The sequence below is a fragment of the Micromonospora xinjiangensis genome (assembly GCF_056150165.1).
This window is the reverse complement of record NZ_JAXCFO010000002.1, coordinates 846,647-872,628: the sequence shown is the minus strand read 5'-3', so window position 1 is coordinate 872,628 and position 25,982 is coordinate 846,647. Positions and strand designations below refer to the sequence as shown.

At 73.2% G+C, this 25,982-nt stretch carries 18 protein-coding genes and 1 tRNA gene; 5 read left to right on the top strand and 14 right to left on the bottom strand.

Annotation, left to right across the window (positions count from 1 at the left end; genetic code table 11):
* Window positions 1-7: 7 nt before the first annotated feature.
* Together prfA and rpmE are read right to left on the bottom strand one after the other, a co-directional pair.
* Window positions 8-1,096, bottom strand: coding sequence for a peptide chain release factor 1 (gene prfA / locus SM573_RS10900; RefSeq protein ID WP_474613789.1), 1,089 nt, complete (start codon window positions 1,094-1,096; stop codon window positions 8-10).
* Window positions 1,097-1,204: 108 nt separating this feature from the next.
* Window positions 1,205-1,429, bottom strand: coding sequence for a 50S ribosomal protein L31 (gene rpmE / locus SM573_RS10895; protein WP_474613788.1), 225 nt, complete (start codon window positions 1,427-1,429; stop codon window positions 1,205-1,207).
* A gap of 345 nt (window positions 1,430-1,774) precedes the next feature.
* Between rpmE and SM573_RS10890 the strand changes: the two genes are divergently transcribed.
* The gene (locus SM573_RS10890; RefSeq protein ID WP_474615992.1) at window positions 1,775-2,671 is read left to right on the top strand and encodes a phosphatase domain-containing protein; all 897 of its coding nucleotides are present in this window, start codon (window positions 1,775-1,777) and stop codon (window positions 2,669-2,671) included.
* A 44-nt stretch (window positions 2,672-2,715) separates the two neighbouring features.
* On the opposite strand, the gene SM573_RS10885 is transcribed toward SM573_RS10890, so the two are convergent.
* The 9 genes from SM573_RS10885 to argS all read right to left on the bottom strand — a co-directional run bounded on the left by SM573_RS10885 (window position 2,716) and on the right by argS (window position 20,417).
* Complete coding sequence (locus SM573_RS10885) at window positions 2,716-6,216, bottom strand: phosphodiester glycosidase family protein (protein ID WP_474615991.1); 3,501 nt, start codon at window positions 6,214-6,216, stop codon at window positions 2,716-2,718.
* A 207-nt stretch (window positions 6,217-6,423) separates the two neighbouring features.
* Complete coding sequence (gene rho / locus SM573_RS10880; protein ID WP_474615990.1) at window positions 6,424-8,454, bottom strand: transcription termination factor Rho; 2,031 nt, start codon at window positions 8,452-8,454, stop codon at window positions 6,424-6,426.
* 295 nt (window positions 8,455-8,749) lie between these two features.
* Complete coding sequence (gene thrB, locus SM573_RS10875) at window positions 8,750-9,694, bottom strand: homoserine kinase (RefSeq protein ID WP_474613784.1); 945 nt, start codon at window positions 9,692-9,694, stop codon at window positions 8,750-8,752.
* Window positions 9,695-9,924: 230 nt separating this feature from the next.
* Window positions 9,925-11,157: an MFS transporter gene (locus SM573_RS10870; RefSeq protein ID WP_474613783.1), complete on the bottom strand. Its 1,233-nt coding sequence runs from the start codon at window positions 11,155-11,157 to the stop codon at window positions 9,925-9,927.
* 114 nt (window positions 11,158-11,271) lie between these two features.
* Window positions 11,272-14,547, bottom strand: coding sequence for an efflux RND transporter permease subunit (locus SM573_RS10865; RefSeq protein ID WP_474613782.1), 3,276 nt, complete (start codon window positions 14,545-14,547; stop codon window positions 11,272-11,274).
* Window positions 14,548-14,767: 220 nt separating this feature from the next.
* Window positions 14,768-15,817: a threonine synthase gene (gene thrC / locus SM573_RS10860; RefSeq protein WP_474613781.1), complete on the bottom strand. Its 1,050-nt coding sequence runs from the start codon at window positions 15,815-15,817 to the stop codon at window positions 14,768-14,770.
* Window positions 15,818-16,031: 214 nt separating this feature from the next.
* Window positions 16,032-17,351: a homoserine dehydrogenase gene (locus tag SM573_RS10855; protein WP_474613831.1), complete on the bottom strand. Its 1,320-nt coding sequence runs from the start codon at window positions 17,349-17,351 to the stop codon at window positions 16,032-16,034.
* A gap of 8 nt (window positions 17,352-17,359) precedes the next feature.
* Window positions 17,360-18,745, bottom strand: a complete 1,386-nt coding sequence (gene lysA, locus SM573_RS10850; protein WP_474613780.1) for a diaminopimelate decarboxylase — start codon at window positions 18,743-18,745, stop codon at window positions 17,360-17,362.
* Between the two features lie 4 nt (window positions 18,746-18,749).
* Window positions 18,750-20,417, bottom strand: a complete 1,668-nt coding sequence (argS, locus tag SM573_RS10845; protein ID WP_474613779.1) for an arginine--tRNA ligase — start codon at window positions 20,415-20,417, stop codon at window positions 18,750-18,752.
* A 100-nt stretch (window positions 20,418-20,517) separates the two neighbouring features.
* Here argS and SM573_RS10840 point away from each other — a divergent pair, with 100 nt between their 5' ends.
* The 4 genes from SM573_RS10840 to SM573_RS10825 all read left to right on the top strand — a co-directional run bounded on the left by SM573_RS10840 (window position 20,518) and on the right by SM573_RS10825 (window position 23,235).
* Window positions 20,518-21,318, top strand: coding sequence for a DUF3105 domain-containing protein (locus SM573_RS10840; protein WP_474613778.1), 801 nt, complete (start codon window positions 20,518-20,520; stop codon window positions 21,316-21,318).
* Window positions 21,319-21,326: 8 nt separating this feature from the next.
* Window positions 21,327-21,983, top strand: a complete 657-nt coding sequence (locus SM573_RS10835; protein ID WP_474613777.1) for a DUF305 domain-containing protein — start codon at window positions 21,327-21,329, stop codon at window positions 21,981-21,983.
* Between the two features lie 228 nt (window positions 21,984-22,211).
* Complete coding sequence (locus tag SM573_RS10830) at window positions 22,212-22,904, top strand: winged helix-turn-helix domain-containing protein (RefSeq protein ID WP_474613830.1); 693 nt, start codon at window positions 22,212-22,214, stop codon at window positions 22,902-22,904.
* 256 nt (window positions 22,905-23,160) lie between these two features.
* Window positions 23,161-23,235, top strand: a tRNA-Arg gene (locus tag SM573_RS10825).
* A gap of 77 nt (window positions 23,236-23,312) precedes the next feature.
* Here SM573_RS10825 and SM573_RS10820 read toward each other — a convergent pair.
* The 3 genes from SM573_RS10820 to ligD all read right to left on the bottom strand — a co-directional run bounded on the left by SM573_RS10820 (window position 23,313) and on the right by ligD (window position 25,934).
* Window positions 23,313-24,248 (bottom strand): CU044_5270 family protein, encoded by a 936-nt coding sequence (locus tag SM573_RS10820; RefSeq protein ID WP_474613776.1) that lies wholly within the window; start codon window positions 24,246-24,248, stop codon window positions 23,313-23,315.
* 13 nt (window positions 24,249-24,261) lie between these two features.
* On the bottom strand, window positions 24,262-24,831 hold the full coding sequence (locus tag SM573_RS10815) for an RNA polymerase sigma factor (protein ID WP_474615989.1): 570 nt from the start codon (window positions 24,829-24,831) through the stop codon (window positions 24,262-24,264).
* A 143-nt stretch (window positions 24,832-24,974) separates the two neighbouring features.
* On the bottom strand, window positions 24,975-25,934 hold the full coding sequence (ligD, locus tag SM573_RS10810) for a non-homologous end-joining DNA ligase (RefSeq protein ID WP_474615988.1): 960 nt from the start codon (window positions 25,932-25,934) through the stop codon (window positions 24,975-24,977).
* Window positions 25,935-25,982: the final 48 nt, after the last annotated feature.

Below are 25,982 nucleotides of genomic sequence, written 5' to 3'. Positions count from 1 at the left end.
CCCGTGGTCAGCGGCGGGTCAGGTCGGGGGCGCCGGCCAGGCGGGCGGCGCGGTCGGCGTCGGCCAACGCGTCCAGCACGCCGTCCAGGTCACCGGCGAGGGCCAGGTCCAGGTTGTACGCCGTGTAGCCGATCCGGTGGTCGGTGATCCGGTTCTGCGGGAAGTTGTACGTGCGGATCCGCTCCGAGCGGTCGACGGTACGCACCTGCGCCTTGCGCGCGTCCGAGGCGGCCGCGTCGGCCTGCTCCTGGGCGGCGGCGAGCAGCCGGGCCCGCAGGATCCGCATCGCCTGCTCGCGGTTCTGCAACTGCGATTTCTCGTTCTGGCAGGAGACCACGATGCCCGTCGGCAGGTGGGTGATCCGCACTGCCGAGTCGGTGGTGTTCACCGACTGCCCACCCGGGCCGGACGAGCGGAACACGTCGATCCGCAGCTCGTTCGGGTCGATCGTGACGTCGACCTCCTCGGCCTCGGGCAGCACCAGGACGCCGGCCGCGCTGGTGTGGATCCGGCCCTGCGACTCGGTGACCGGAACGCGCTGCACCCGGTGCACCCCGCCCTCCCACTTGAGGCGGGACCAGACGCCGTTGCCGCCCTCCGGCACGCCCTTGGTCTTGATCGCCAGCGAGACGTCCTTCACGCCGCCCAGGTCCGAGTCCTGCGCGTCGATCACCTCGACCAGCCAGCCCCGGCGCTCCGCGTACCGGGTGTACATCCGCAGCAGGTCGCCCGCGAAGAGCGCCGACTCCTCACCGCCCTCGCCGGCTTTGATCTCGACGATCACGTCCTTGGCGTCGTGCGGGTCGCGCGGGATCAGCAGCTCCGCGAGGCGCTCCTCGAGCGCCGGCAGGGTCGCCGCGATCGAGTCGGCCTCGGCGGCGAAGGAGGGGTCCTCGGCGGCCAGCTCGCGGGCCGCGGCCAGGTCGGCACGGGCCTGCGCCAGCTCACCTGCGGCCTTGTGCAGCGGCACCAGCTCGGCGTACCGCCGGCCGACCCGGCGCGCGGTGGCCTGGTCGGCGTGGATGGCCGGGTCGGCCAGCCGCTTCTCCAGGTCCGCGTACTCGTCGAGGAGGGCGGCCAGACGCTCGCTGCTCATGCTGCGGATGCTCCTTCGACGCGGGACGGACGGTACGGCCGGAAACCGGCGGACATACGGACGGCGCCCGCGTCCGGACGAAACCGGACGCGGGCGCCGAACGAGGAGTTACTTGGCCTTCTTGGCCTGAACCTTGGCGTACTTCTGCTGGAACTTGGCGACCCGGCCGGCGGTGTCCAGCACGCGCTGCTTACCGGTGTAGAACGGGTGGCACGCGCTGCAGGTCTCGACGTTGATCGAGCCGCCCTTGGCGGTGCTGCGGGTCGTGAACGTGTTGCCGCAGGAGCAGCGGACCTCGGTGGTCACGTACTCCGGGTGGATGTTGGGCTTCATGTCGCCTCGGTCCTTTCGTCGGTGGTCGCCGGGTCGCCGTCGCCGCCCGCCGCAGGTGCGACGAGCTCGGGCGTGAACCGGAACCGGTGGCCGATTGACCAGTGTGCCATGGGCGCGCGCCGGACCCGTCATCGGGCGGGCGCGAGGCCCGTCACCGGGCGGCACAGCGGTCCGGCATCGACAACGCCCGGCACCCTCGCGGAATTCCCGCCGGTCGGCCGGGCATTCACCGACAGGCGGCACGGCGGGCACGTGTCCCGACCGGGGTACGCCCCGACGTACCCGAACCGCGCCCGGTGTCGTGCAATGACCACCACAGCCGAACGAACACGGAGGTGACGCGGGATGCCCCGCCTGATCGCGACCCGCGGGCTGCCCGCCTCGGGGAAGACCAGCTTCGCCCGTACGCTCCAGCCGTCGGTGGTGCGGGTGAACCGGGACGACCTGCGCCGGATGCTGCACGGCGAGCGGCTCTTCACGCAGTGGGCGGAGGCGCAGGTGACCACGGCCCAGCGGGCCCAGGTGGAGGCGCTGCTGCGCGCCCGGGCCGACGTCTGCGTGGACGACACCAACCTGCGCGCGCGGACGCTGCGGGACTGGGCGGAGCTGGCCGCCCGGTACGGCGCCGAGTTCGAGGTGCACGACTTCACGGACGTGCCGTTGGAGGAGTGCCTGCGCCGCGACGCCGAGCGGCCGGAGGGCGACCGGGTCGGTGAGGCCGCGATCCGCCGGCTGCACGAGCGTTACCTGGCGGGCCGCCCCCTCCCCCTGCCCGTGCCACAGGCCCGCGCCGGCCACCCGAAACGGGTGCGGGCCGCCGTCACCGAGCCGGCGGAGATCGTCCTCGTGGACATCGACGGCACCGTGGCCCTGAACGTCTCCCGCAGCCCGTACGACATGACCCGGGTCGGCGAGGACCGGCCGAACGAGGCGGTGATCGCCGCGGTCCGGGCGATGCACGCCGCCGGGTACGGCGTGGTCTTCTGCTCCGGCCGGGACGCCTCGGCACGGGACGACACGGTGGCGTGGCTGGAGCGACACGTCCGGGTGCCGTACCTCGCGCTGCATCTGCGGGCCGTCGGCGACTCCCGGAAGGACGCGGTGGTCAAACGGGAGATATACGAGCGGGAGGTGCGCGACCGCTACCGGGTGGTCGGCGTCTTCGACGACCGGGTCCAGGTCGTCCGGATGTGGCGCTCCCTGGGCCTGACCGTCTTCCAGGTGGCCGAGGGCGACTTCTGAGCGGAGCGGAAGGGCCCCCACCGACCGGGGGCCCTTCCGCCCGGTCAGGCCGCGGCGCGCGCCGCGGTGGTGAGGGCCGCCTCGGCGCGCACGCCGTTGACGGTCACCGCGAGCACCAGCGAGGCGCCGGAACGCAGCGCGGCGAGCCGACCGGTGGCCGGGTCGAACCAGGCCACGTGCCACGGACGCAGCCCGGTCACCGGGCCGACGTGCACGTTCGGCGAGGCCGACCAGTCGGCGCTCACCGGGGCGGCCACCGGCACGGCCCGCCCGCCCGGCTGGGTGAGCGTGGCGGTGACGGTCACCGGGGTACCGACCGCGACGCGGGCCGGAGCGCCGACCGCGAGCCGGTCGGTGTGCGCGTGGACCTCGGCCTCGACCCAGCGCGGCCCCTCGGCCAGCGGACTCCGGCGGGCCTGCTCGGCCTCCTGCCGGCTGACCGGGTCGACACCGAACTCCGTCCAGCCCGTGAAGCCGCCCCGGTCGGCGGGAGTGGACGGTGTCTTGCCGGAGTTGCCGTTGATGACGTACGGCACCCCGTCCACCCGCTCGGCGTGGAACGTGCCGACGTGCCCGCCCACGAAGAGGGCGCCCTTGCCGGTGCGGTGCTGGAAATCGGCCAGCCACTGCTCCAGCAGCGCCGCCTCCTTCCGGTCGCCGAGCTGGCTCGCCTTGGCCGGGCTCGGGTCGCGGGGCGGGTGGTGGTGCAGGACGACGACCGACCCGACCGCCGGATCGCCGGCCGCGGAGTCGAGCGCCTCGCGCAGCATCCGCACCTGGTCGAACCCGCCGCCGCGCAGCGAGCCGGTGGACGTGTTCAGGGTGACGAACCGGGTGCCCTTGTGGTCGAAAGCCCGGTGGGTGTCGCCGAACACGGCCTGGAAGTTGCTGATGGGCGCGCCCATGATCTCGTGGTTGCCCGGCACGTAGTACCAGGGCAGCGCGTCACCCAACTCCTCGTCCAGCAGCCGCCTCGCGAGCGCGAAGTCCGCCGGGTACGCGGTGTCCACCAGGTCGCCGTTGATGACCAGGAAGTCCGGCCGGGCGGCCTTGATCTCGCGCAGCGTACGGCGGGCCTGGGCGACCAGGTCGCTGTCCGGGTCGGCGGCGACGAACTGGGCGTCGGACATCACCGCGAAGCGCCAGGGCGCGCCGTCGACCGTGCCGTCGGAGACCACCACCCGATCGGTGCGGGGAGCCTCGGCGGGCACGTCGACCGACGGCGGCACCTTGGCCACGAGGTCGTCGATGACGATCTCGCTGGTGTACTGGGCGGCGGCGTTGGTCTCCGCCACGTAGAAGCGTCGCACCCGCACCGGGTACTGCACGCCGGCCGGAACGGCGAACTCGACGTACCGCCACCCGGTCCAGGTGATGTAGGGGCCGCGGAGCACGTGCTGGGTGTCCTGGGCGTCGTGCAGGTGCAGGCTCGGCCACTCGCCCTTACCGTTGCCGTGGATCCACATACCGAACGCCTGCGGCTGGCCGGGCACCTCGATCCAGGCCGGTGGGTCCGCGTACGCGGCCCGCGTGCCGGTCGACTGGCTGAAGTCGTACGACAGCTTCAGGCCCGTGCCGGTGTGCCCGGGCGCCGGGGCGACCGAGCCGCTCGCCCGTGCCTGGCTGAACTTCCACGCCGAGGCGTCCTCGAAGTCGGCCACCGGCTGGTCGGTCAGGCCGACGGTGACCGGGACGCTGACGCTCTTCCGTCCGACATGGACGGTGATGAGGCCGGCGCCGGAGTCGCGCATTGCGGTCACCGCGAGGGTGCCGTCGGCCGCCGGGGCTACCCGCAGCAGGTCGTGGTCGTACTCCAGCCTGAGGTCGGCCGGCTCGATGGGGGCGGTGTTCCCCTCGGCGTCGTAGCCCACCACGCCGAACACCGCGCCGCCGTCCCGACCGGTGAGGCCGACCCGCTCCACCGTCGAGTCGATCCGGTCGAGCGGCCCGACCACGGTGAGGTCGATGGTGCCGGTGGCGCCGCCACGGTGGGCGGTGACGGTCGAGGTGCCGGGGACCAGGGCGCGGAACACGCCGTCGCGGTCCACCAGGCCGTGCACCGCCGGGGTCGCCCGCCAGGTCGGCGTGCCAGCCGCCGGGCCGTACGTCTCGTCGTAGCCGGCGGCGGTGAGCCGGCGGGTGAGCCCGGGGAAGACCCGGTCCGGACGGCCACCGCGGACCGGGGAGACGCCCGGTGCGGCGGTGGGGTCACTGGCCGTCTCCACCCAGTAGCCGGTCAGTCGCCCGCTGCCCTGCGGGGCGTAGAGCGCGAGACCGTTCGGGACGGCCCGCTCGGCGCCGTCCGACGGGCTGTTCTCCACCTGGACGGCGGTTGCGCCCGGCTCGCGGGCGAGCAGCGTGGACGAGCCGCCGCCGTCGAGGTTCAGCGCCGTGTGCGCGCCCAGCTCGGCCATCATGCGGCCCATCTCGGTCTGGGTCACGCCCCGACTGTCGAGCTGCCGCCCGTCCACGGTCAGCATGATCATTTTACGACCGTCGGCGCTGAAGCCGACGGCCGTGCGCGGGGCCAGCGAGGTGTCGGAGATGGTCTGCACGACGCCGTCGCGGACCAGCACGTTGCCGCCGCCGACGGCGGCGTGCAGCGTCTTGCCGTCGGCCGGCTTGGGCTGCCAGGCGACCTCGACCGGGTCACCGGGCCGCAGCGCGGCGAGCGCGTCGGCGCCGGCCTCCCGGCCGAGCATGATGGTGGTGCCGGCGGGAATCGGCCCGGTGCCGGCCGCCGGGCTCACGCTCGCCACGCGGCCGTCGACCACGACGACCTCCGTGACGCGGGTCGCACCCGCGACCGCACGTTCCCGGGTGTACGTCCCCCAGAGCGCGGTGAACACGCCGATGCCGCCCGTCTGGATCATGTTGTTGAACTGGGTGAGCGTGACCGGGCCGGTGGGCAGGGTCGCCGTGCCGTCGAAGTTCACCTCGACCACGCGGCCGATGCCCTCGGTCGTGACCGCCACCGCGTTGCGGTGCCCGCTGACCGCCGACTGGATCAGTTCACCGCTGCGGACGCCGACGCCCTGCGCGGCGCCCGAGTTGTTGATGTCGAAGAAGTCGCCGTTGACGGCGGCGACCGCGCGGGTGCGGTCCACCGCGGCGCGCAGCGGCTCGGCGCGGCTCACCGCGCCCGAGTTGACGTAGTCGACGGTGACCCCGCCGCTCAGGTCGGCGGTGAGCGCGTCGGCGCGCAGCCAGCCGTCGGCGTCGTACCGGTCGAACGAGGTGAGCTGCACTCCCGGCGCGACCGGTCGGGTCGACTTGGCGGTCTCCAGGCCGCCGGCGGGCTCGACGCCCGACGCGGTCCGTACGCCGGAGGAGGCGCGCGCGGCGAGGGTGACCGGCTCCGCGGCCAGCGACGAGGCGCGCGGACCGTCCTCGGCGACGGTGCCGCCGCCACCGGCGACCGGTGCGGCGGTTCTCGGTGCGGCGGTTCTCGGTGCGGCGACGGCCGGCGGCGAACCGGCGAGGGTGATCAGCGGCGTCAGCAGCAGGACGCCGGCGAGGTGGGCGGATCGTCTGCGGGTACGCATGGACGACAGTCAACCGACGATGAACAGAAGTTTCAATACCCATCGCATGACGTGAAGGAAAACTCCACCCGCCGCCGGCCCGAGACCCGCCCTCACCACTACTGAGAGCGACCGTCCACCGAGGAACCATCCCACCGCTTCCAGGACGGCACGACGAAGGGCACGGCCGTTCGGCCGTGCCCTTCGTGGATCCTCAACCGGGCGAGGTCACTCCCCCGGCGTGGACTTCGCGATCTGCATCAGGAACTCGATGTTGGTGCGGGACTGCTTCAACCGGTCGAGCAGCAGGTCCAGCGCCGCCTGCGAGTCCAGCGAGTGCAGGACCTTGCGGAGCTTGTGGATGATGGCCAGCTCCTCCGGCGCGAGCAGGATCTCCTCCTTGCGCGTGCCGGACGGGTGGATGTCGATGGCCGGGAAGGTGCGCTTGTCGGCGATCTTCCGGTCCAGCTTCAGCTCCGCGTTACCGGTGCCCTTGAACTCCTCGAAGATGACCGTGTCGGCCATCGAGCCGGTCTCGACCAGCGCGGTGGCGAGGATGGTCAGCGACCCGCCGTTCTCGATGTTGCGGGCCGCGCCGAGGAACCGCTTCGGCGGGTAGAGCGCGGTGGAGTCGATACCACCCGACATGATCCGGCCGCTCGCCGGTGCCGCCAGGTTGTACGACCGGCCGAGCCGGGTCACCGAGTCGAGCAGCACGACCACGTCGTGCCCCAGCTCGACCAGGCGCTTCGCCCGCTCGATGGCGAGCTCCGCGACCGTCGTGTGGTCCTGCGGCGGACGGTCGAACGTGGCCGCGATGACCTCGCCCTTCACCGAGCGCTGCATGTCGGTGACCTCTTCGGGCCGCTCGTCCACCAGCACCACCATCAGGTGGCACTCCGGGTTGTTGTGCGTGATGGCGTTGGCGATCGCCTGCAGCACCATCGTCTTACCCGCCTTCGGCGGCGACACGATGAGCGCCCGCTGGCCCTTGCCGATCGGCATCACCAGGTCGATCACCCGGGTGGTGAGGATGTGCGGCTCGGTCTCCAGTCGCAGCCGCTCCTGCGGGTAGAGCGGCGTGAGCTTGTAGAACTCCGGCCGGCGCTTGGCCTCCTCGGGCTCCATCCCGTTGATGGTGTCCAGGCGGACCAGCGGGTTGTACTTGTCCCGCCGCTGCTCACCCTCGCGGGCAGCCCGGACGGCGCCGGTGATCGCGTCACCGCGGCGCAGGCCGTACTTCTTGATCTGCGACATGGACACGTACACGTCGTTCGGGCCGGCGAGGTAACCGGTGGTCCGGACGAAGGCGTAGTTGTCGAGCACGTCGATGATGCCGGCCACCGGCACGAGCACGTCGTCCTCGCCGACCTGCGGCTCGCGGCCGCCGTCGCCCTCGGAACGCTCGCCGCGACCACGGCGACGGTCCCGGAAACGGCTGCGCCGGCCGCGCCGGCCGCCGCCCTCGCCGTCGTCCTCGCCCTCGGCGTCCCGCTCGGCACGCTGGCCCCGGTCGTTGCGGTCGCCGCGCTCGGCTCGCTCGCCACGCTCGTTACGGTCGCCGCGCTCGCCACGCTCGGCCCGCTCGTTGCGGTCGCCGCGCTCGGCACGGTCACCGCGCTCGGCACGCTCGCCGCCACGCTCACCGCGCTCAGCGCCACGCTCACCGCGCTCGGCACGCTCACCGCGCTCTGCGCCACGGTCAGCACGCTCACCGCGCTCGGCGCCGCGCTCGGCCCGCTCACCACGGTCAGCGCGCTCGGTGCGGTCACGCCCACCGCGGCTCTCGCCGCGCTCGGCGCGCTCGCCGGCCTCGGCCTCCTCGGTGCGCGTCTCGGTGGCACGCGCCTCGGCGGCACTCCGACGCCTCGTCCGGCCGCGACCCTCGGTCTCGGTCTTGGCCTGCTCGGCGGGCGCCTGCTCGGCGGTGCGCCGCTCGGCCTCGGGCCGCTCCGCGGTCTCCCGGACCTCGGCGTGCACCTCTTCGCGAGCGGGAGCGGCCGCGGCCGCGACCTCGGCCCGCGGTCGAGGGGTACCGGCGGCGGCGCCGCCCTGCCGCTCGGTGATCGCGCTGATCAGCTCGCCCTTGCGCATGCGAGCCGTGCCGGAGATGCCGAGCGACGCGGCCAGGCTCTGAAGCTCTGGCAGCAGCATCGCCGACAGACCGGTGCCGCTACGCCGACGACGGGCGGGCGCGGCGGTGGTGCCTTCGCCAGCGACGTTGGAAACATCCGACGTCACGTCGGTGGTGTCGCTCAATGGATTCCTTCCCTCGATAGGCCGGGACTGCCCGGAGTCGACAAGCAGGTGGCCGGGCGGCCTCGGTGCACCCGCCTCGCATGAACGCGTCGCGGGAGTCTGTGACACAGCAGCCGGTCGGTTTCCCAACTCACCACCATCGGTGAGCAGGTCTCGCCGTCTGCGGCGACCTGTGGAAACTGCGGTGCGGCGTGGGCCTTGGCAGGGGTGACGGGCTTACCGCCGAGAGCTTCGGGGGTGCGCCGACCCGCAGGAAGATCGCATGCTTCGCGGCTGTGCTAAGTCTAGAGCGTAATCAACTCTTCCGACCTGCGGCAACAGGGTCCCGCTCGGCGTGTCCAAGTCTACCCCGGGCGACCCGGGCACCGCTGACATCTATCGGTAACCGCCAGACCTGCCAATCTCTTCCCGCGTCGAAGCCCTCGGGCGGCTCCTGGAAGGCCAGGACCGTCGGCCCCGCCCCACTGACCACAGCCGGCACACCCGCCGCACGCAGCTCGTTGACCAGCGCGGCCGTCGCCGGCATCCCCTCGGCGCGGTAGTCCTGGTGCAGCCGGTCGACGGTCGCCGGGAGCAGCAGCGCCGGGTCGGCGGTGAGCGCGTGCACGAGCAGGGCCGCCCGCCCGGCCGTCAGCGCCGCGTCGGCGTGCGGGACGGTGGCCGGCAGCGCCGCCCGCGCGGTGGCCGTCAGCCCCCGCTCGGCGGGCACGAAGACGGTGGGGCGTACGCCCTCGGCGACCGGGCGGGTGACCGCGCGGGCGCCGGCCGGCTCCGTCCAGGCCAGGGTGAAACCGCCCAGCAGACAGGGCGCCACGTTGTCGGGGTGCCCCTCCAGCTCGGCGGCGAGCCGGAGCACCGCCTCGTCGTCGAGGTGGCGCTCGCCGCCGGTCACGAGCGCCCTGGCCAGCAGCACCCCGGCGACGATCGCCGCGGACGACGACCCCAGCCCCCGGGCCTGCGGGATGCGGTTGACGCACTCGACGGCGAGCCCGGGCGGCTGCGCGCCGAGCCGCGCGAACGCGGCGCGCATGGCCCGGACGAGGAGGTGCCCGTCGTCGTCGGGCAGCTCCCCCGCGCCCTGCCCGGACACCGTCACCCGGACACCCTCCGACGCGATCTCGGCGGACACGTCGTCGTGGAGCCCGAGGGCGAGCCCCAGCGCGTCGAAGCCCGGCCCCAGGTTGGCGCTCGTGGCGGGCACCCGGACCCGGAACGGCCCGGTTTCGAATGTCAACGGCACCGGCTCATGCTAGGGCCCCGCACCGACATCCTCCCGGATCCGCCCGCCCCGTGAGACCCTTCGACCGCCGGGAGCCCGGAGACCCGCCGCAGGGCCGGCCCGGAGACCCGCCGCAGGGCCGGCCCGGAGACCCGCCGCAGGGCCGGCCCGGAGACCCCCCGCTCCGGGCCGGCCGGGCCACCGGACCGCCCGTTCACCGGGTCCCTCGACTACCGGACCGGCTCGGCGGGCTACCGGACCGGCTCGGGCACCGGCTCGGTGAGGGAGAGCCGGCGGGTGGCGACCCGCCAGCCGACGGCGTACACCAGGGTGACCAGGCCGCAGCCGGCGAGCACCACCCGTTCGTCCACCGTGTCCACGACCGCGGCGACCACGAGCTGACTGATCGAGATGGCGAGCGTCGCCAGCATCATGTCGGTGGCGAAGACCCGGCCGCGCAGCCGGTCCGGCACCTCGCCCTGGAGCGCGAAGTTGGACATCACCCAGTTGCTGCCGCCGGCGAAGTGGGCGACGAACACCAGCACCAGCACCAGCGGGAACCAGCTCACGACGGAGATGCCGAGGTAGGCCAGCCCGTAGAGGGACATTGACACGGCCAGGCCGGGCAGGAGCCAGGACCGGTTGGTGAGCACCCGGCGCATCAGGATCGGCCCCACCAGCGCGCCCGCCCCGCGTACGGCGAAGAGCAGCCCGGTGCCGGCGGGTCCGGCCCCGTACACCGCGGCCAGCAGGGGGAACACCGTCAGCACCCCGTTACCCAGGCCGACCGCTGACTTCACCGTCACCAGTGCCAGCACCCGCGGGCGGTGCCCGATGTAGCGGAGCGCCTCGCCCACCGCCGCCCACGCCCGCTGCGGCGCCAGGTCGGGCTCCCGGGGCGCCTGCAACGGCCGGCGGATCGTCGCGGCCAGGGCCGCGGCGAGCGCCAGGCCGACGGCGGCGGTCCAGAAGCAGGCGTACGGCCCGACACGGTCACTGAGCACACCGCCGAGCGAGGCGCCGACGACCGTCATCGTGCCCCAGGCGGAGCCGGCGATGGCGTTGCCCGCGGCCAGCTCGTCGGGGTCGAGCACGTTGGGCAGCGCGGCCTGGGCGGCCGGCGAGTAGAAGCCCTTGGCGACCGCGATCACCGCGATCCCCACCATCGCGAGCCAGGCGGTGTCCGCGCTACGGACGCCGAGCAGGAGCAGCACCCCGACGAGCGCCGCCACGTTCGCCACCATCATGATCTTCCGCCGGTCGAACCGGTCCGCGATCGTGCCGGTGAACGGCAGCAGCAGCGCCACGACTCCGGTGTCCACGGCCAGCACCAGCGCCCCCCACACGCCGCTCCCGGTGAGCTGCGGCAACAGCACCAGGAGCGGAACCATGACGAACCAGTCGGCCCCGAAGACCACCAGCTCGGCGAGGAAGAGGTTGCGGAAGTTCCGGTTCCGGGTGAGGACCGACAGGGTGGACGCCACGGAGCAGGACCCTACTCCGCAGCCGTACGCCCTGCGGTCGTACGCCCGTCGGCCGGACGCGAACGCCCCCGGCGGGCCGGAACCCGCCGGGGGCGTTCGCTGGTGCTTCGCCGCCTACTCGGTGGGCGGCAGCGGCGAGGTACGGCTCTTCGGCAGCCGGAGCACCTCGAACTGGTCCGTGCCGTCGACCAGCGCGGCCGAGGGAGCGGGCCGTGGCGCCGCGTCGGCCGGCTGGACGCCGCCAGCGCGGGCACCGGTCAGCGCCGGCTCGGGAGCCGCCGGGGCGGCTGGCTCCGGGCCACCTTCGGACGCCGCCGGGGCGGCGGACGGGCCGCCCTTGCGCCGCCCGCGCCGCTCCCGCAGCGACTCCTTGGTGTTCTCCACCATGCTGTAGAGCGTCGGCACCAGGATCAGCGTCAGCAGCGTCGAGCTGAGCAGACCACCGATCACCACTACCGCCAGCGGCTGCGAGATGAACCCGCCCTCGCCGGTGAGCCCGAACGCCATCGGCAGCAGCGCGAAGATGGTCGCGACGGCGGTCATCAGGATCGGCCGCAGCCGGTGCCGGCCGCCCTCGACGACCGCCTCCCGCACGCCCAGCCCCTGCGACCGGTACTGGTTGATGAGGTCGAGCAGGACGATCGCGTTGGTCACCACGATGCCGACCAGCATGAGCACACCGATGAGCGCCGGCACCCCGAGCGGAGTCCCGGTGGCCAGCAGCAAACCGATCGCGCCGGTCGCCGCGAACGGGATCGAGATCAGCAGGATCAGCGCCTGGGTCAGGCTGCCGAACGTGGCCACCATGATCAGGAAGACGATCGCGATGGCCGCGAGCACCGCCAGCCCCAGGTCGGCGAAGGCGTCCGCCTGGTCGGCGCTGACGCCGCCGATGACGAACGTCGCCCCCGGCACGTCGATCGCGTCCAGCCGCTTCTGCAGCTCCTGGGAGGTGGCGCCGAGGTTCGAGCCGGTGGCCGTACCGGTCACGGTGACGCTGCGCTCCCCGTCGATCCGGCTCACCTGCTGCGGGCCCTCGGCACGCTCGACGGTGGCGATGTCACCCAGCTTGACGGGGCCGATCGGCAGCGCCCGCAGCTGGTCGATGCCGAGGGGCGCGCTGTCCGACAGGCGCAGCACGACGTCCTGCTGCCCGCCGTCGAGGGTGACCTGACCGAGCGGGGCACCCCGGAACGCCTGCGCCACGAGCTGACCGACGGCGGCCTCGGTGAGCCCGGCCCGAGCGGCCTTCACCCGGTCCACGGCCACGTCGACCCGCGGCACGCTGTCGGCGAGGCTGGTGGTGACGTCGGCGACGTCCGGCGTACCGGCCATCGCCTCCTGCGCCGCCTTCGCGGCCCGGTCGAGGACCTCGGGGTCGCCGGCCTGGACGACCACCTCCAGCTGGCTGGTGGAGGCCTCCTGCCCACCGCCGAAGGTGAACTCGCCGGCGGACGGGCCCAGGTCGTCGAACTTCTCGCGCAGCTCCTCGCGCATCTGCTTGGCGTCGGTGTCGCCGCCGAGCGCCAGGGACCAGGTGGCGACGTTGTTGCGGCCGCCGCCGAGGAACGCCATGTCCCCGCCGCCGGCCGTGACCTGGTACGTCTCGATGCCGTCGGCCTGCTTCAGCACCGCCTCGACCTTGCGCGCCGCCTCGTCGGTGGCCGCCAGGGCGGTGCCGGCCGGCAGCTCCTGCCGGATGCTCAGCGTGTCCTGGCCGGAGTCGTCGAGGAAGTTCGTCTCCAGGCGGCTGGCGAGCCCGAACGTGCCGAAGAGCACCAGCACGCCCAGCCCGAGGGTGATCCAACGGGTGCGGCGGGTGCGGGTGGCGAACCCGATCACCGGCAGGTACGCCCGCTGCAACGGGCTGCGCAGCTCCTTCTCCTCGGCGGCCCGGCGCAGCGCGGCGCTCTCCGGCGTCCCGCTCGGTGGCTTCAGGAACCAGTACGCGAGCACCGGGATGACCGTGAGGGCCACCAGCAGCGAGGCGAGCAGCGCCACGGTCACGGTGATCGCGAACGGCGCGAAGAGCTGCCCGACGAAGCCGCCGACCAGCGCGATGGGCGCGAACACGGCGACCGTGGTGAGCGTGGACGCGGTCACCGCGCCGGCCACCTCGCGGACGGCGTTGAGGATCGCGTCGCGCTTGGGCTCGCCGTACTCCAGGTGCCGTTTGATGTTCTCCAGCACCACGATCGAGTCGTCGACCACCCGGCCGACCGCGATCGTCAGCGCGCCGAGGGTGAGCAGGTTGAGCGAGTAGTCACCGATCCAGAGCGCGATCAGCGCCACCAGCACCGACAGCGGGATCGAGACCGCGGTGACCAGGGTCGAGCGGACCGACAGCAGGAAGACCAGGATGACGATGACCGCCATCACGAGGCCCAGCAGGCCCTCGGTGGTCAGGCTCTCGATCGACTTCTCGACGAAGGGCGCCTGGTCGAAGACCACGGTCAGCCCCGCGCCGGACGCGTCGGAGAGCGCGTCGAGCCGGTCCCGGATCTCGTGCGAGATCTCGACGGCGTTGCCGTCCGGGGACGCGGTGACCGCGATGCCGAGGCTCTCCTCGCCGTTGGTGCGGGTGATCGCGGTGGCCGGGGCCAGCGTCTCCTCGACGCTCGCCACGTCGGCGAGCCGGACCGGGTTCGGCCCGGGGGCGAGGACGATGCCGCGCAGGTCGTCGAGGGTGGCCACCGGGGTGCCGACCTGCACCGGCAGGGACTGGCTGCCGTCGGTCACCGTGCCGGCCGGGATCGCCACGCCGTTGGCCTTCAGCGCCGTCCCGATCTGGGTCGGCGGGAGCTTCGCGGCGGCCAGCTTCGCGAGGTCCGGCTTGATGACCACGATGTCGTCGCGGGTGCCGGTCAGCTCGACGGTGCGGACCCCGTCGATCGCCTCCAGCTCCGGCAGGACGCCGGTGCGCAGCTTCTCGGCGAGAGCGCGCTCGTCGCCGCCGCCGGTCGCGGCGATGACCACCGCGGGCAGGTCGTCGGTGCTGCCCGCGATGACCTGTGGGTCGACGTCCTGCGGCAGCTGCGCCTCGATCCGGTTGAGCGCGGTCTGCATCTTGTTGACCACGTCGTCCAGGTCGGTGCCGAACTCGTACTGCACCTGGACGGTGGCCATGCCCTCACGGGAGGTCGAGGTGACCTTCTCCAGCCCGGGGATGCCCTGGAGGCTGTTCTCGATCGGCTCGACGACCTGCGATTCGACGATCTCCGGTGTGGCACCGGGGTACGGGGCCACCACGAAGGCGGCCGGGAACTCCAGCGACGGCAGCAGTTGCTGCTTCAGCGACGGCACGGCGAACAGTCCGAACACCGTGGCCACCACCGCGATGAGGGCGACGAGCCCTCGGTTGGCGAGGCTGAATCTGGCGAGCAGCGACATCGGCCTGGCTCACTCCTAGAAAAGTCTGCGGGGCACGCAAAGTGTGCCCGACCCGATCAACCAGACCCGCGCCGGGTACTGACCGGTACACCCCACCCCGCCAGCGCCGGTGCGCCGCCCGCCCGGATCGCGTTGATCAAGAGGTTCGCGTCATCGAGGAGATCGAACGTGACGCGCAGCTTTTGATCACCGGCGAACCCGTCCGGGTGCAGGGGCGGGGTCAGGCCAGGTCGAGGGAGCGGGCGGCGGCCAGGGGGTCGTTGGCGATGGTGATCGGGGCCGGCGCGGTGGAGATGGCCCACTCCGGGTCCTTGAGCCCGTGCCCCGTCACCGTGCAGACGACGGTGGAACCGGCCGGGACGCGCCCCGCCGCGGCCTGCTGCAACAGCCCCGCCACGCTGGCCGCGCTGCCCAGTTCGACGAAGATCCCGACCTCCCGGGCGAGCAACCGGTACGCCGAGAGGATCTCCCGGTCGGTCACCGCCGCGATCAGGCCACCGGACGCGTCCCGGGCGTCGATCGCCCGCGTCCAGCTCGCCGGGTTGCCGATCCGGATGGCGGTGGCGATGGTGGACGGCTCGCGCACCACCTCACCGGTGACCAACGGCGCCGCGCCGGAGGCCTGGAAGCCGAACATCTTCGGCGCCCGGGTCGCGTGACCGTCGGACAGCTCCTCCGAGTAGCCCATCCAGTAGGCGGAGATGTTGCCGGCGTTGCCGACCGGCAGGCAGTGGATGTCCGGCGCGTCGCCGAGCGCCTCGACGATCTCGAACGCGGCGGTCTTCTGGCCGTGCAACCGGTCGATGTTGACCGAGTTGACCAGCGCCACCGGGTAGTCCTGGGCGAGCTTGGCGGCCAGCGCCAGGCAGTCGTCGAAGTTGCCGTTGACCTGGAGCAGCTTCGCACCGTGCACCAGCGCCTGGGCCAGCTTGCCCAGCGCGATCTTGCCCTGGGGCACGAGGACGGCGCAGGTCAGACCCGCGCGGGCCGCGTACGCGGCGGCGGAGGCGCTGGTGTTGCCGGTGGAGGCGCAGATGATCGCCTTGTTGCCGGCCTCGACGGCCTTCGAGACCGCGACGGTCATCCCGCGGTCCTTGAACGAGCCGGTCGGGTTGGCCCCCTCCACCTTGAGGTGGACGTCGCAGCCGAGGCGAGCCGAGAGCACCGGCGCCGGCAGCAGCGGCGTGTTCCCCTCGTGCAGCGTGACCACGGGCGTGGCGCCGGTGACGGGGAGCCGGTCCCGGTACGCCTCGATCAGACCGCGCCACATCTCGCTTCTCCTCGCCTCTTCCGCCCCGTGAGCTGGGGACACGTCAAGCGTGGACCAGCCTGCCCGACCGGCCCGAAACCAACCCCCCGTTACCCATCTGGCGGGACACCCGCCGGGCGACCGAGCCACGCCCCCGGCACTCGGGGCCCGCTCCGGACCGTCGCGGCCCCCCGGTCACGCCGGACCCGGAGCAGCGCTCACCGGACCCAACGACTCAGAGCCCGCCCTCGACCCGGAGCACGCTCGTGACCGACCGCACGATCTCCAGGCCGCGCAGCTCGGCGACGGTGGCGGCGAGCGCGGCGTCCGGCGCGACGTGGGTGACGATGACCAGCTCGGCGTCGGCGCCGCGGCCCGGCGCTCCGGCGGCCCCGTCCGCCGAGCCCTGCCGCACGGTGGCGATCGAGACGTCGTGGCGGGCGAAGACGCCGGCCACCGCCGCCAGCACACCGGGACGGTCGCTCACGTCGAGGCTCACGTGATAGCGGGTGAGCGCCTCGCCCATGGGCCGTACGGGGAGGTCCGCGTACGCGCTCTCGCTGGCCGCGCGCACCCCGGCGAGCCGGTTGCGGGCCACCGCCACCACGTCGCCGAGCACGGCGCTCGCGGTCGGCGCGCCGCCCGCGCCACGGCCGTAGAACATCAGCTGACCGGCCGCCTCCGCCTCGACGAAGACCGCGTTGAACGCGTCGCCGACGCTGGCCAACGGGTGGGTCAACGGGATCATCGCCGGATGGACCCGGACGTTGACGGTCTCCCGGCCCGCGGCGTCCGCGCCCCGCGCGGCGATGCAGAGCAGCTTGATGGTGCACCCCATCGCCTTGGCGCTGGCCACGTCGGCGGCGGTCACCTCGGTGATGCCCTCCCGGTGCACGTCTGCCGCGCGCACCCGGGTGTGGAACGCCAGCGAGGCGAGGATCGCGGCCTTCGCCGCCGCGTCGAAGCCCTCCACGTCGGCGGTCGGGTCGGCCTCGGCGTACCCCAGCTCGGTCGCCTCCTCCAGCGCCTCGGCGAAGCCGGCGCCCGTGGCGTCCATCGCGGAGAGGATGAAGTTGGTGGTGCCGTTGACGATGCCGGTCACCCGGTTGATCCGGTCGCCGTGCAGCGACTCGCGCAGCGGGCGCAGCAGCGGGATCGCCCCGGCCACCGCGGCCTCGTAGTAGAGGTCGGCGCCGCCCTCGGCGGCGGCGTCGTGCAGCGCCCCGCCGTCCTCGGCGAGCAGCGCCTTGTTGGCGGTCACCACGCTCTTGCCGGCGCGCAGCGCCTCCACCAGCCAGCCGCGCGCCGGCTCGATGCCGCCGACGACCTCCACCACCACGTCCACGTCGTCCCGCTTGATCAGGCCGAGGGCGTCCGTGGTGAAGAGCGTCGGGTCGACCGGCAGGTCGCCGCGGTCCCGGTTGAGCCGGCGTACGGCGATGCCGGCGATCTCCAGCGGGGCGCCGATCCGGGCGGCGAGGTCGGCCGACTGCTCGTGCAGCAGCCGGACCACCTCCCCGCCGACGGTGCCGCAGCCGAGCAGCGCCAGGCGCACAGGTGACGTCATCCAACATCCAATGCGAGCAGGTCCTCTTCGGTCTCCCGCCGGACGATCAGACGCGCCTGGCCGGCGCGCACCGCGACCACCGGGGGGCGCGGCACGTGGTTGTAGTTGCTGGCCATGCTCCGGCAGTAGGCGCCGGTGCCGGGCACCGCGACAAGATCTCCGGGCTGCACGTCGGCGGGCAGGAATTCATCCTTCACCACGATGTCCCCGGACTCACAGTGCTTTCCCACCACGCGGGCGAGCATCGGCTCGGCGGCCGACGCCCGGGAGGCCACGGTGGCGGAGTACGAGGCGTCGTAGAGCGCCGTGCGGATGTTGTCGCTCATCCCGCCGTCGACGCTGACGTACGTGCGGATGCCGTCGACGTCCTTGACCGTGCCCACCTCGTAGAGGGTGAACACGGCCGGGCCGACGATCGCCCGGCCGGGCTCGATGGACAGGCGCGGCACCGCGAGGCGCTCGGCCTCGCACTCGGCGTCGACGATCTTGCGCAGGCGCTTGGCCAGGTCGTGCGGCGCGGCCGGGTCGTCCTGGGTGGTGTACGCGATGCCGAAGCCGCCGCCGAGGTCCAGCTCCGGCAGCTCCACCCCGCGCGCGTCGCGGACCTGGGCCTGGAGGGCGAGCACCCGACGGGCGGCCACCTCGAAACCGCTCGTGTCGAAGATCTGCGACCCGATGTGCGAGTGCAGCCCGCGCAGCTCCAGCACGTCCTCGTCGAGGATCTTGAAGGCGGCCGCCGCGGCCGCTCCGCCGGCCAGGGAGAACCCGAACTTCTGGTCCTCGTGCGCGGTGGCGATGAACTCGTGGGTGTGCGCCTCGACGCCGACGGTGACCCGGACCAGCACGCGCGGGCGTACGCCCCGCTCCCGGGCGAGCGCCGTCAGCCGGTCGATCTCCAGGAACGAGTCGACGATGATCCGGCCCACCCCGGCGTCCAGCGCGCGGGTCAGCTCGGCGACCGACTTGTTGTTGCCGTGGAAGCCGATGCGCTCGGGGGGCATTCCGGCAGCGAGCGCGGTGGCCAGCTCGCCGCCGCTGCACACGTCGAGGTGCATCCCCTCCTCGTCGATCATGCGGACCACCGCTCGGCAGAGGAACGCTTTGCCGGCGTAGTAGACGTCCATGCCGGTGAAGGCGGCCCGGAAGTCACGGCAGCGTGAGCGCAGGTCGTCCTCGTCGAGCACGTACACCGGGGTGCCGAACTCGGCCGCGAGGTCGCGCACGCTGAGGCCGGCGACGCTGAGCGCGCCGTCGGCGGCGCGCTCGACGTTGCGCGGCCAGAGCGCCGGCACCAGCGCGTTGACGTCCACCGGCGTACGCAGCCAGGCCGGCCCGCGGCTGCCGATCTCGCCGTGCAGCGCACCGGCCTCGTGAGCCCGCATCGGGTTACATCCTTTCGGGAGCGGAGACGCCGAGCAGGTGCAGGCCGTTGGCGATCACGGTGCGGGTGGCGTCGTTGAGCCAGAGCCGGGCCCGGTGCAGGTCGCTGATCTCCTCGTCGCCCTGCGGCAGGATCCGGCAGTTGTCGTAGAACCGGTGGTACGCCTGGGAGACGCTCTCCTCCAGGTAGCGGGCGACCCGGTGCGGCTCGCGCAGCTCGGCGGCGGTGGCCACCACGGAGGGGAACTCGGCCAGCGCCTTGAGCAGCTCGTTCTCCTTCTCGTGGCCGAGCAGCTCCGGGCGGAACGCGTCGGCGTCGCCCCGGGTGAGGCCGACCTCGGCGGCGTTGCGGGCGACGCCCGCCGTGCGCGCCGCGACGTACTGGACGTAGTAGACCGGGTTGTCGCGGGTCGCGCGGGTCCACAGCTCCACGTCGATGTCGATGGGCGAGTCGCTGGAGTAGCGGGCCAGCGCGTAGCGGGCCGCGTCCACCCCGATGGCGTCGACCAGGTCCTCCAGGGTCACCACCGTGCCGGCCCGCTTGCTCATCCGCACCGGGGCACCGTCGCGCACCAGGTTGACCAGCTGGCCGATGAGGATCTCCAGGTTGCGCTCCGGGTCGTCGCCGAAGCACGCGGCCATCGCCTTCATCCGGCCGATGTAGCCGTGGTGGTCGGCGCCCAGCATGATCACGACGCGCTCGAAGCCGCGCTCGCGCTTGTCGAGGTAGTAGGCGCAGTCGGCGGCGAAGTAGGTCCACTCGCCGTTGGACTTGCGCAGCACCCGGTCCTTGTCGTCGCCGAACTCGGTGGTGCGCAGCCAGGTCGCGCCCTCGGCCTCGAAGACGTGCCCCTGCTCCCGCAGGCGGGCCAGGGCCAGGTCGAGCTCGCCCCGGTCGTGCAGGTCCTTCTCGTTGAAGTAGGTGTCGAACTCGACGCCGAAGTCACGCAGCGAGGAGCGGATCTCGTCGAACATCAGCGCCACGCCCTCGACCCGGAAGACCTCCTGGGCCGCGGCGTCGTCGAGCGAGAGCACGTCCGGGCGCCGGGCCTGGACCTCCGCGGCGATCTCCGCGATGTACGCCCCGCCGTAGCCGTCCTCCGGCACCGGCTGACCCTTCGCGGCGGCGAGCAGGGACCGGGCGAACCGGTCGATCTGGGAGCCCGCGTCGTTGAAGTAGTACTCGGTGCCGACGTCGGCGCCGGTGGCCCGGAGCAGCCGGCTCAGGGCGTCACCGACCGCCGCCCAGCGAACCCCGCCGATGTGCACCGGGCCGGTCGGGTTGGCGGAGACGAACTCGAGGTTGATCCGCTGCCCGGCGAGCCGCTCGCTGCGGCCGTACTCCGCGCCGGCCTCGACGATCACCCGGGCGAGCTGCCCCGCGGCGGCCGCGTCGAGGCGGATGTTGAGGAAGCCCGGCCCGGCGATCTCGACGGACTTGACCCCGGCGGCCCGGCCCAGCTCCTCGGCGAGCGCGCCGGCCAGCTCCCGCGGCGGCAGGCCGACCTTCTTGCTCAGCTGCAGCGCCAGCGTCGAGGCGTAGTCGCCGTGCTCCGGGTTGCGGGGTCGCTCGACCGTGGTCTGCCCGGGCAGCGCGGAGGGGTCGAGACCCCGTCGGGTGAAGACGGCGTGGGCTGCGGCGAGGACGACCTCGGCGAGTTCTGCGGGAGTCACCGATCCATGTTATCGGGGGTAGACTCGGTGCCCGCGGCGGCGACCCGTTGTCTGCACCCGACCCGCCGGCTCCCCCGACCGACCGACCTGACGAGGCACGATGAGCATCAGCACCCCGGGCGGCGAGCAGCGCCGTCCGACCGTGGTCAGCACCGGCAAGAAGCCGGCCGCAGGTCGGCCGGCGTCCGGCGCCAAGGCCGGATCCGGCAAGCCGACCGCCGCTCGTGGCGGTGGTAAGGGCCCCCGCAAGCCGGTGGCCCCGGTCAAGGTCAGCCAGGGCCGTTCGATGGGGCCCATCGCCCTCTTCGTCGCCGTCGGCGTGCTCGCCGTGGCGATCATCGGCTACGGCGCCTGGGCCGCCTTCCAGGGCTCGAAGCCGTGGGAGGACCGGGCCGACGCGATCAGCGGCATCGTGAACTACCGCGAGAAGGACCCGGAGCTGGTCAAGGGCAGCAACCACAAGCCCGGCTCGATCCAGTACACGGTCACCCCGCCGGTCGCCGGGCCGCACAACCAGGCCTGGCAGAACTGCATGGGCGACGTCTACGACGCCCCGATCGCCAACGAGCACGCGGTGCACAGCCTGGAGCACGGGGCCGTCTGGATCACCTACCGCCCCGACCTGCCCGCCGACCAGGTGAGCAAGCTGGCCGACAAGGTGCGCGGCAACGAGAAGATGCTCATGAGCCCGTTCGAGGGGCTCGACAAGCCCATCTCGCTGCAGGCCTGGGGCTACCAGCTCAAGGTCGACAACGCGGACGACAGCCGGATCGACGAGTTCATCCGGACGCTGCGGGTGAACGCCTCGATCGAGGGCCCCACCGCACTCTGCAACCAGGGCATCACCGCCACCGGCACCACGCCGCGTGACGACCTCCAGCCGCAGATGCCGACCCAGTAAGGACTCCGATGACGGCTCCCGCCACCCTGGACAGCACGCCCGAGACCCCGGCCGCCGACGGCGGCCGGGGCTCCGGCCGACGCGTCGGCCTGGTGGCGATCGCCGTCGTGGTCGCCCTGCTCCTCGGGTACGCCGGCGGTCTGTTGACCCCCCGGCTCACCCGTCCCGGGGACGACTCGGTCGAGGCCGGCTTCGCCCGGGACATGACCGCCCACCACGCCCAGGCGGTGGAGATGGGCCTCATGGCGTTTCAACGGGCCACGGACCCGGAGGTACGCGGCATCGGCGGCGACATCGCCACCAACCAGCAGGGTGAGATCGGCGCCATGCAGACCTGGCTCCGCGAGTGGGGTCTCGACCCGACGGGGTCGCAGCCGCGGATGGCGTGGATGCCCGACGGGGCCGCGGCGGTCAAGGACGGGCTGATGCCGGGCATGGCCACGCCCCAGGAGATGGAGCAGCTGCGCAACGCGCAGGGCCGGGAGTTCGACCTGCTCTTCCTCAAGCTGATGATCAACCATCACCTGGGTGGCATCCACATGATCGACGGGGTGCTCGACGCCACCGACGAGACGGACGTGGTCCGGATGGCGCAGACCATGAAGAACACCCAGCAGACCGACCTCACCAACCTGCAGAACGCCCAGAAACGCCTGGGCGGCTGACCCCTCCCACCCGCTCCTCGCGCCACCCCGGCGCGCGCTCCCGCTGATCAAGAGGTTTGCGTCACCACCGGTCCGCCGGCTGGCGCAGACCTCTTGATCGTTTCTGGGTGGCGGTGGGGAGGGCGAGGGCCAGAGGTGAGGTTTGGGTGGTGTGTCCGATTGTGTGGCTTGGGGAGTTTTCTCCACACATATCGTGACCAGATGCGATTCGGGCTCGTTGCGCAGGACGTGGGGGTTGCACTCAGAGACGCACGGCGCTCCGTCACCAGCTGGTGCCGGCGCCACACCATCGGTGGTGACGGGGCGGTGGCAGCCGTCCGTCGCGGACAGCGGCAGGGCGAGTCCGGGTTGCTCAGCCGCGAACAGGAACTCGAACTGATCGACACCCTGCGGGGCGTCCACCCGGACCAGTTCGGCCTGGATGAGGAGCTGTGGACGCGGCAGAGCCTCACCGCGCTCATCCAGAGCCGCTTCGACCTGTCGATGGACGCCGGCGCGGTCGGGGCGTACCTGCGGGCCTGGGGGTTGGGTCCGCGGGAACCCCGCGAGCGCGCCTGCGGCCTCTGCGTGGGCGCGGTCGAGCGCTGGGTACGCAGCGAGTACCCCGCGATCACCCGGGCGGCTCAGGAGCACCTCGCCGAGGTGTATTGGATCGGTCGGGTCCGGCTGCGCGGCACCATGCCGGCGGCGGACGTCGTCTCCGCCGTCTCGTCGCGCGGACGTGTCCGGTTCATGATCACCACCCCGAACGTCGACCCGCCCCTGCCCCGGGAGTTCGTCCTGCGGCTCAGCGGCGAGGAGCAGCGCACGGTGCACCTCATCGTCGACGGCTCGTGGGCGCGCAACGAGTGGCCGCGCCGGCTGCCCCGCCGGATCGTGCTGCACCCGCTGCCGAGCTGCGGCCGGGCCGTAGCCGCCTGACCCGTGCCCGCGCCGGCCGGGCCGCGCTGGCCAGCCGTGTCCGCCAGGCCGGGACCGCCAGGCCGGGACCGCCAGGCCGGGACCGCCAGGCCGGGACCGCCAGGCCGATCGACCGGTTGATCGTGAGGGCCACGTCGCCCTCACGACAACGGGCCGGGCGCCAGCGCGGGATGGGCGGGGCTGGCGGGACGCCGCGCGGCACGGATACCGATTCGGCGTTCCCGGAGGACGTTTGCTAGTCTTCTCCAGTCGCTGAGCCCCCGTAGCTCAGGGGATAGAGCACCGCCCTCCGGAGGCGGGAGCGCAGGTTCGAATCCTGCCGGGGGCACCATCGAGAAACAGCAGCCAGAGGCCCCTGACCAGGAAACCCGGTCAGGGGCCTTCATCGTGCGTCGCGGGGTCGGCGGGTCAGGGCACCTGCCCCGACCGGTCGACGATCGCCATCCGGACCACGGCGGCGCTCGTGAAGAGCGACTCCTTGCCGTCGCGGACGAGGACGTTCCGGGTGCCGAGATAGACGTGGGTCGTCGGGTCGAAGAGCAGGTCGAGGTGTCCCCCCACCACGCCGGGCGTCCGCAGGGCCACGCCCCGGCGTCCGGCGGCGTCCCGCACCTCGCCGGGCACCACGGTGGCTCCGGGGACCCGGGCCATCGCCCCGAACAGCGCGCCGAGCGACTGGGGCGGGACGTAGCCGTCGAGCAGCCACATCCCGTTGGCGAAGGCCGTGTGCGGGTCGTTCCTGATGGCCTCCAGGTCGGCGCCGGCGGGCAGCGGGAGCGGGAACGGCATCTCCCGCAGGTGACGGAGCATCTGCTCCGTGTCGGTGGGCAGATCCGCGAGGTAGCCGGCGGGTCGAGGCAGGTCCGCCACCTTGTCGGCCCGCCATTCGTCCGGCCGGCTCTCCAGCCGGCGGCGCTGCTGCCAGGTCGGCTGGTCGCCGACCGGCACCCACCGCTGGATCCGCTCGTCGACGTACGGCCCGGAATCCGGGAGTTCCCGCTGCGTGACCCGTTGCTCGATGAAGAGGAACTGGTCCGGGCGAGCCACCAGGTCGGGCTGCTGCCGGGCCGCCTCCGCGGCCCCGGTCAGGATCTCCGCCGCGCTGGCGGTCCGCGGTTGACCGCCCAGCGTCTGCACCACCAGGGCGCCGACGGCCACCACGGCGATCAGCCCGCCCGCGCCGGCGAGTCGCCACGCCCGGGCACTCCGCCACCGGCCCGGGCCCGAGCGGAGGGCGCCCCGGCTCGCCGGCACGTCCACGGCACGGTCGGTGACGTGTTGCTTCAGCTCGCTGAGGAGCCGCTCCTCGAAGGTGCCCAACGGCGTCTTGTTGCCTGTCGTCATGACCTCTCCTCCGTCAGACGAGTGCGGAATCGGGACGAGCGAGCGCCAGGCGGACGGCGCGGCGGGCTCGATGCAGGCGGACCCGGGCCGCGACCGGGGACATCCCGAGCGCGGCGGCCGCGTCGGCCATGGGCAGACCGTCCACGGCGACGAGTTCCAGCAGCGCACGCGTCCGCTCCGGCAGGCCGCTGAGGGCCCGGTAGGTGCGGCGGGCCACCGTCTCGGCGGCGATGCGCTCCTCGATCCGCGCGACGTCGTCCGCGTCGAGGAGCCGCCGCCCGGCCACGAGGGCGCTCGCCCGCCGGTGCCGGACGGCCCGGCGCTGTTCGGAGGCGATGACGTGACGCGCCACGCCGAAGAGCCAGGCCCGCTCGGAGCCGCGGTCCGGGCGGTACCCGGAGGCGGAGTCGATCACCGCCAGGAACACGTCCGCGGTGAGGTCGGCTGCCGTGTGCGGGTCGTCGACTCGGCGGGCGACGAACCTGCCGACGCTCTCCACGTGTCGGCGGTAGAAGGCCTCGAAGGCTTCGGGATCTGTGCTGATCGAGACGAGGTCGTCCCCGTCCGGGCTGGAGACAGTCATAGGCCGTCCTCTCCTGCGTGGCCCTGCACCCCTTCATTGGTCCGGCACGGGCGGGGCGTTACACGGACGCGCGGGAACGCGGAGCGGGGCGGCACGAGCAGGGGCACCGGTGGCCCGCGCGGGCGGGACGGGAGCGAGCGTCGTCAGCCGGCCTGGCGGCGTGCGCGGGCCCGACGCTTCCCCTCGTGCATCGCCTGCACCCGGGCGATCGGGATGGCGCGGCCCTCCTCGACCAGGTCGGCCGGGAGGGGCTGCGGCGCCGGCATCGAATCGAGCCACGGATCCCGTTCGGCGACCAGGCCCGGGACGGTGCGCACGGTGAAGTCGGCCGGCGTCACGGCCTCCAGGTCGGCCCAGTCGACCGGGAAGGAGACCGGCAGACCGGGCCGCAACCGCGGGCTGTACGCGGCCACGACCGTCGCCCCGCCGGCCCGGGTGGAGTCGACGAAGACCCGCCCGCCGCGGTCCTCCCGGATGAACGCGGTGGTGGCCAGCGCCGGGTCGAGCCGCTCGGCGCGGGCGGCGAGCGCCCGGGTGGCGGCGGCCATCTCCTCCGCGTCGGCGCCGGCGGCGACCGGCACGAAGACGTGCACCCCCTTGGCGCCGCTGGTCTTCACCGCGCCGGCCAGGCCGGAGTCGGCGAGCGCCTGCCGCACCAGCAGCGCGGCGGCCACCGCGGCGGGGAACGAGTCCCCCTCCGGTGGGTCCAGGTCGAGCACCAGGTGGGTGGGGCGGTGGAGGTCGTCGGCTCGGGCCAGGGTCGGATGGAACTCGATGGCCCGCTGGTTCGCGAACCAGAGCAGCGTCCGCCGGTCGTCGCAGAGGGCGTACGACACCTCGCGGTGCGATGCCTCGGCCCAGACCGGCACCCGGCGGACCCACTCCGGCGTGTACTTCGGCAGGTTCTTCTGCATGAACGGCGCCTGGCCCCGCAGCGCGCGGATCACCGACAGCGGCCGCTCCCGCAACTGGGGCAGGATCCGGTCCCGGACGGCGTCGAGATAGTCGACCAGGTCGCGCTTGCTCGCCCCGGCGCCCTCGAAGAGCGCCTGGTCGAGATTGGTCAGTGACACCCCGTCGCGGGTTTCCTCCGCCCCAGCCATCAGCCCACCTTCCCGGCCGCGGGGCCGGTGGTCAACCGCACGCGGTGG

Bases quoted from the DNA above. Each gene is read 5' to 3' on its own strand.
- prfA (WP_474613789.1), bottom strand. From the start codon at position 1,096: ATGAGCAGCGAGCGTCTGGCCGCCCTCCTCGACGAGTACGCGGACCTG.
- rpmE (WP_474613788.1), bottom strand. From the start codon at position 1,429: ATGAAGCCCAACATCCACCCGGAGTACGTGACCACCGAGGTCCGCTGC.
- SM573_RS10890 (WP_474615992.1), top strand. From the start codon at position 1,775: ATGCCCCGCCTGATCGCGACCCGCGGGCTGCCCGCCTCGGGGAAGACC.
- SM573_RS10885 (WP_474615991.1), bottom strand. From the start codon at position 6,216: ATGCGTACCCGCAGACGATCCGCCCACCTCGCCGGCGTCCTGCTGCTG.
- SM573_RS10865 (WP_474613782.1), bottom strand. From the start codon at position 14,547: ATGTCGCTGCTCGCCAGATTCAGCCTCGCCAACCGAGGGCTCGTCGCC.
- thrC (WP_474613781.1), bottom strand. From the start codon at position 15,817: ATGTGGCGCGGTCTGATCGAGGCGTACCGGGACCGGCTCCCCGTCACC.
- lysA (WP_474613780.1), bottom strand. From the start codon at position 18,745: ATGCGGGCTCACGAGGCCGGTGCGCTGCACGGCGAGATCGGCAGCCGC.
- SM573_RS10840 (WP_474613778.1), top strand. From the start codon at position 20,518: ATGAGCATCAGCACCCCGGGCGGCGAGCAGCGCCGTCCGACCGTGGTC.
- SM573_RS10835 (WP_474613777.1), top strand. From the start codon at position 21,327: ATGACGGCTCCCGCCACCCTGGACAGCACGCCCGAGACCCCGGCCGCC.
- SM573_RS10820 (WP_474613776.1), bottom strand. From the start codon at position 24,248: ATGACGACAGGCAACAAGACGCCGTTGGGCACCTTCGAGGAGCGGCTC.
- SM573_RS10815 (WP_474615989.1), bottom strand. From the start codon at position 24,831: ATGACTGTCTCCAGCCCGGACGGGGACGACCTCGTCTCGATCAGCACA.
- ligD (WP_474615988.1), bottom strand. From the start codon at position 25,934: ATGGCTGGGGCGGAGGAAACCCGCGACGGGGTGTCACTGACCAATCTC.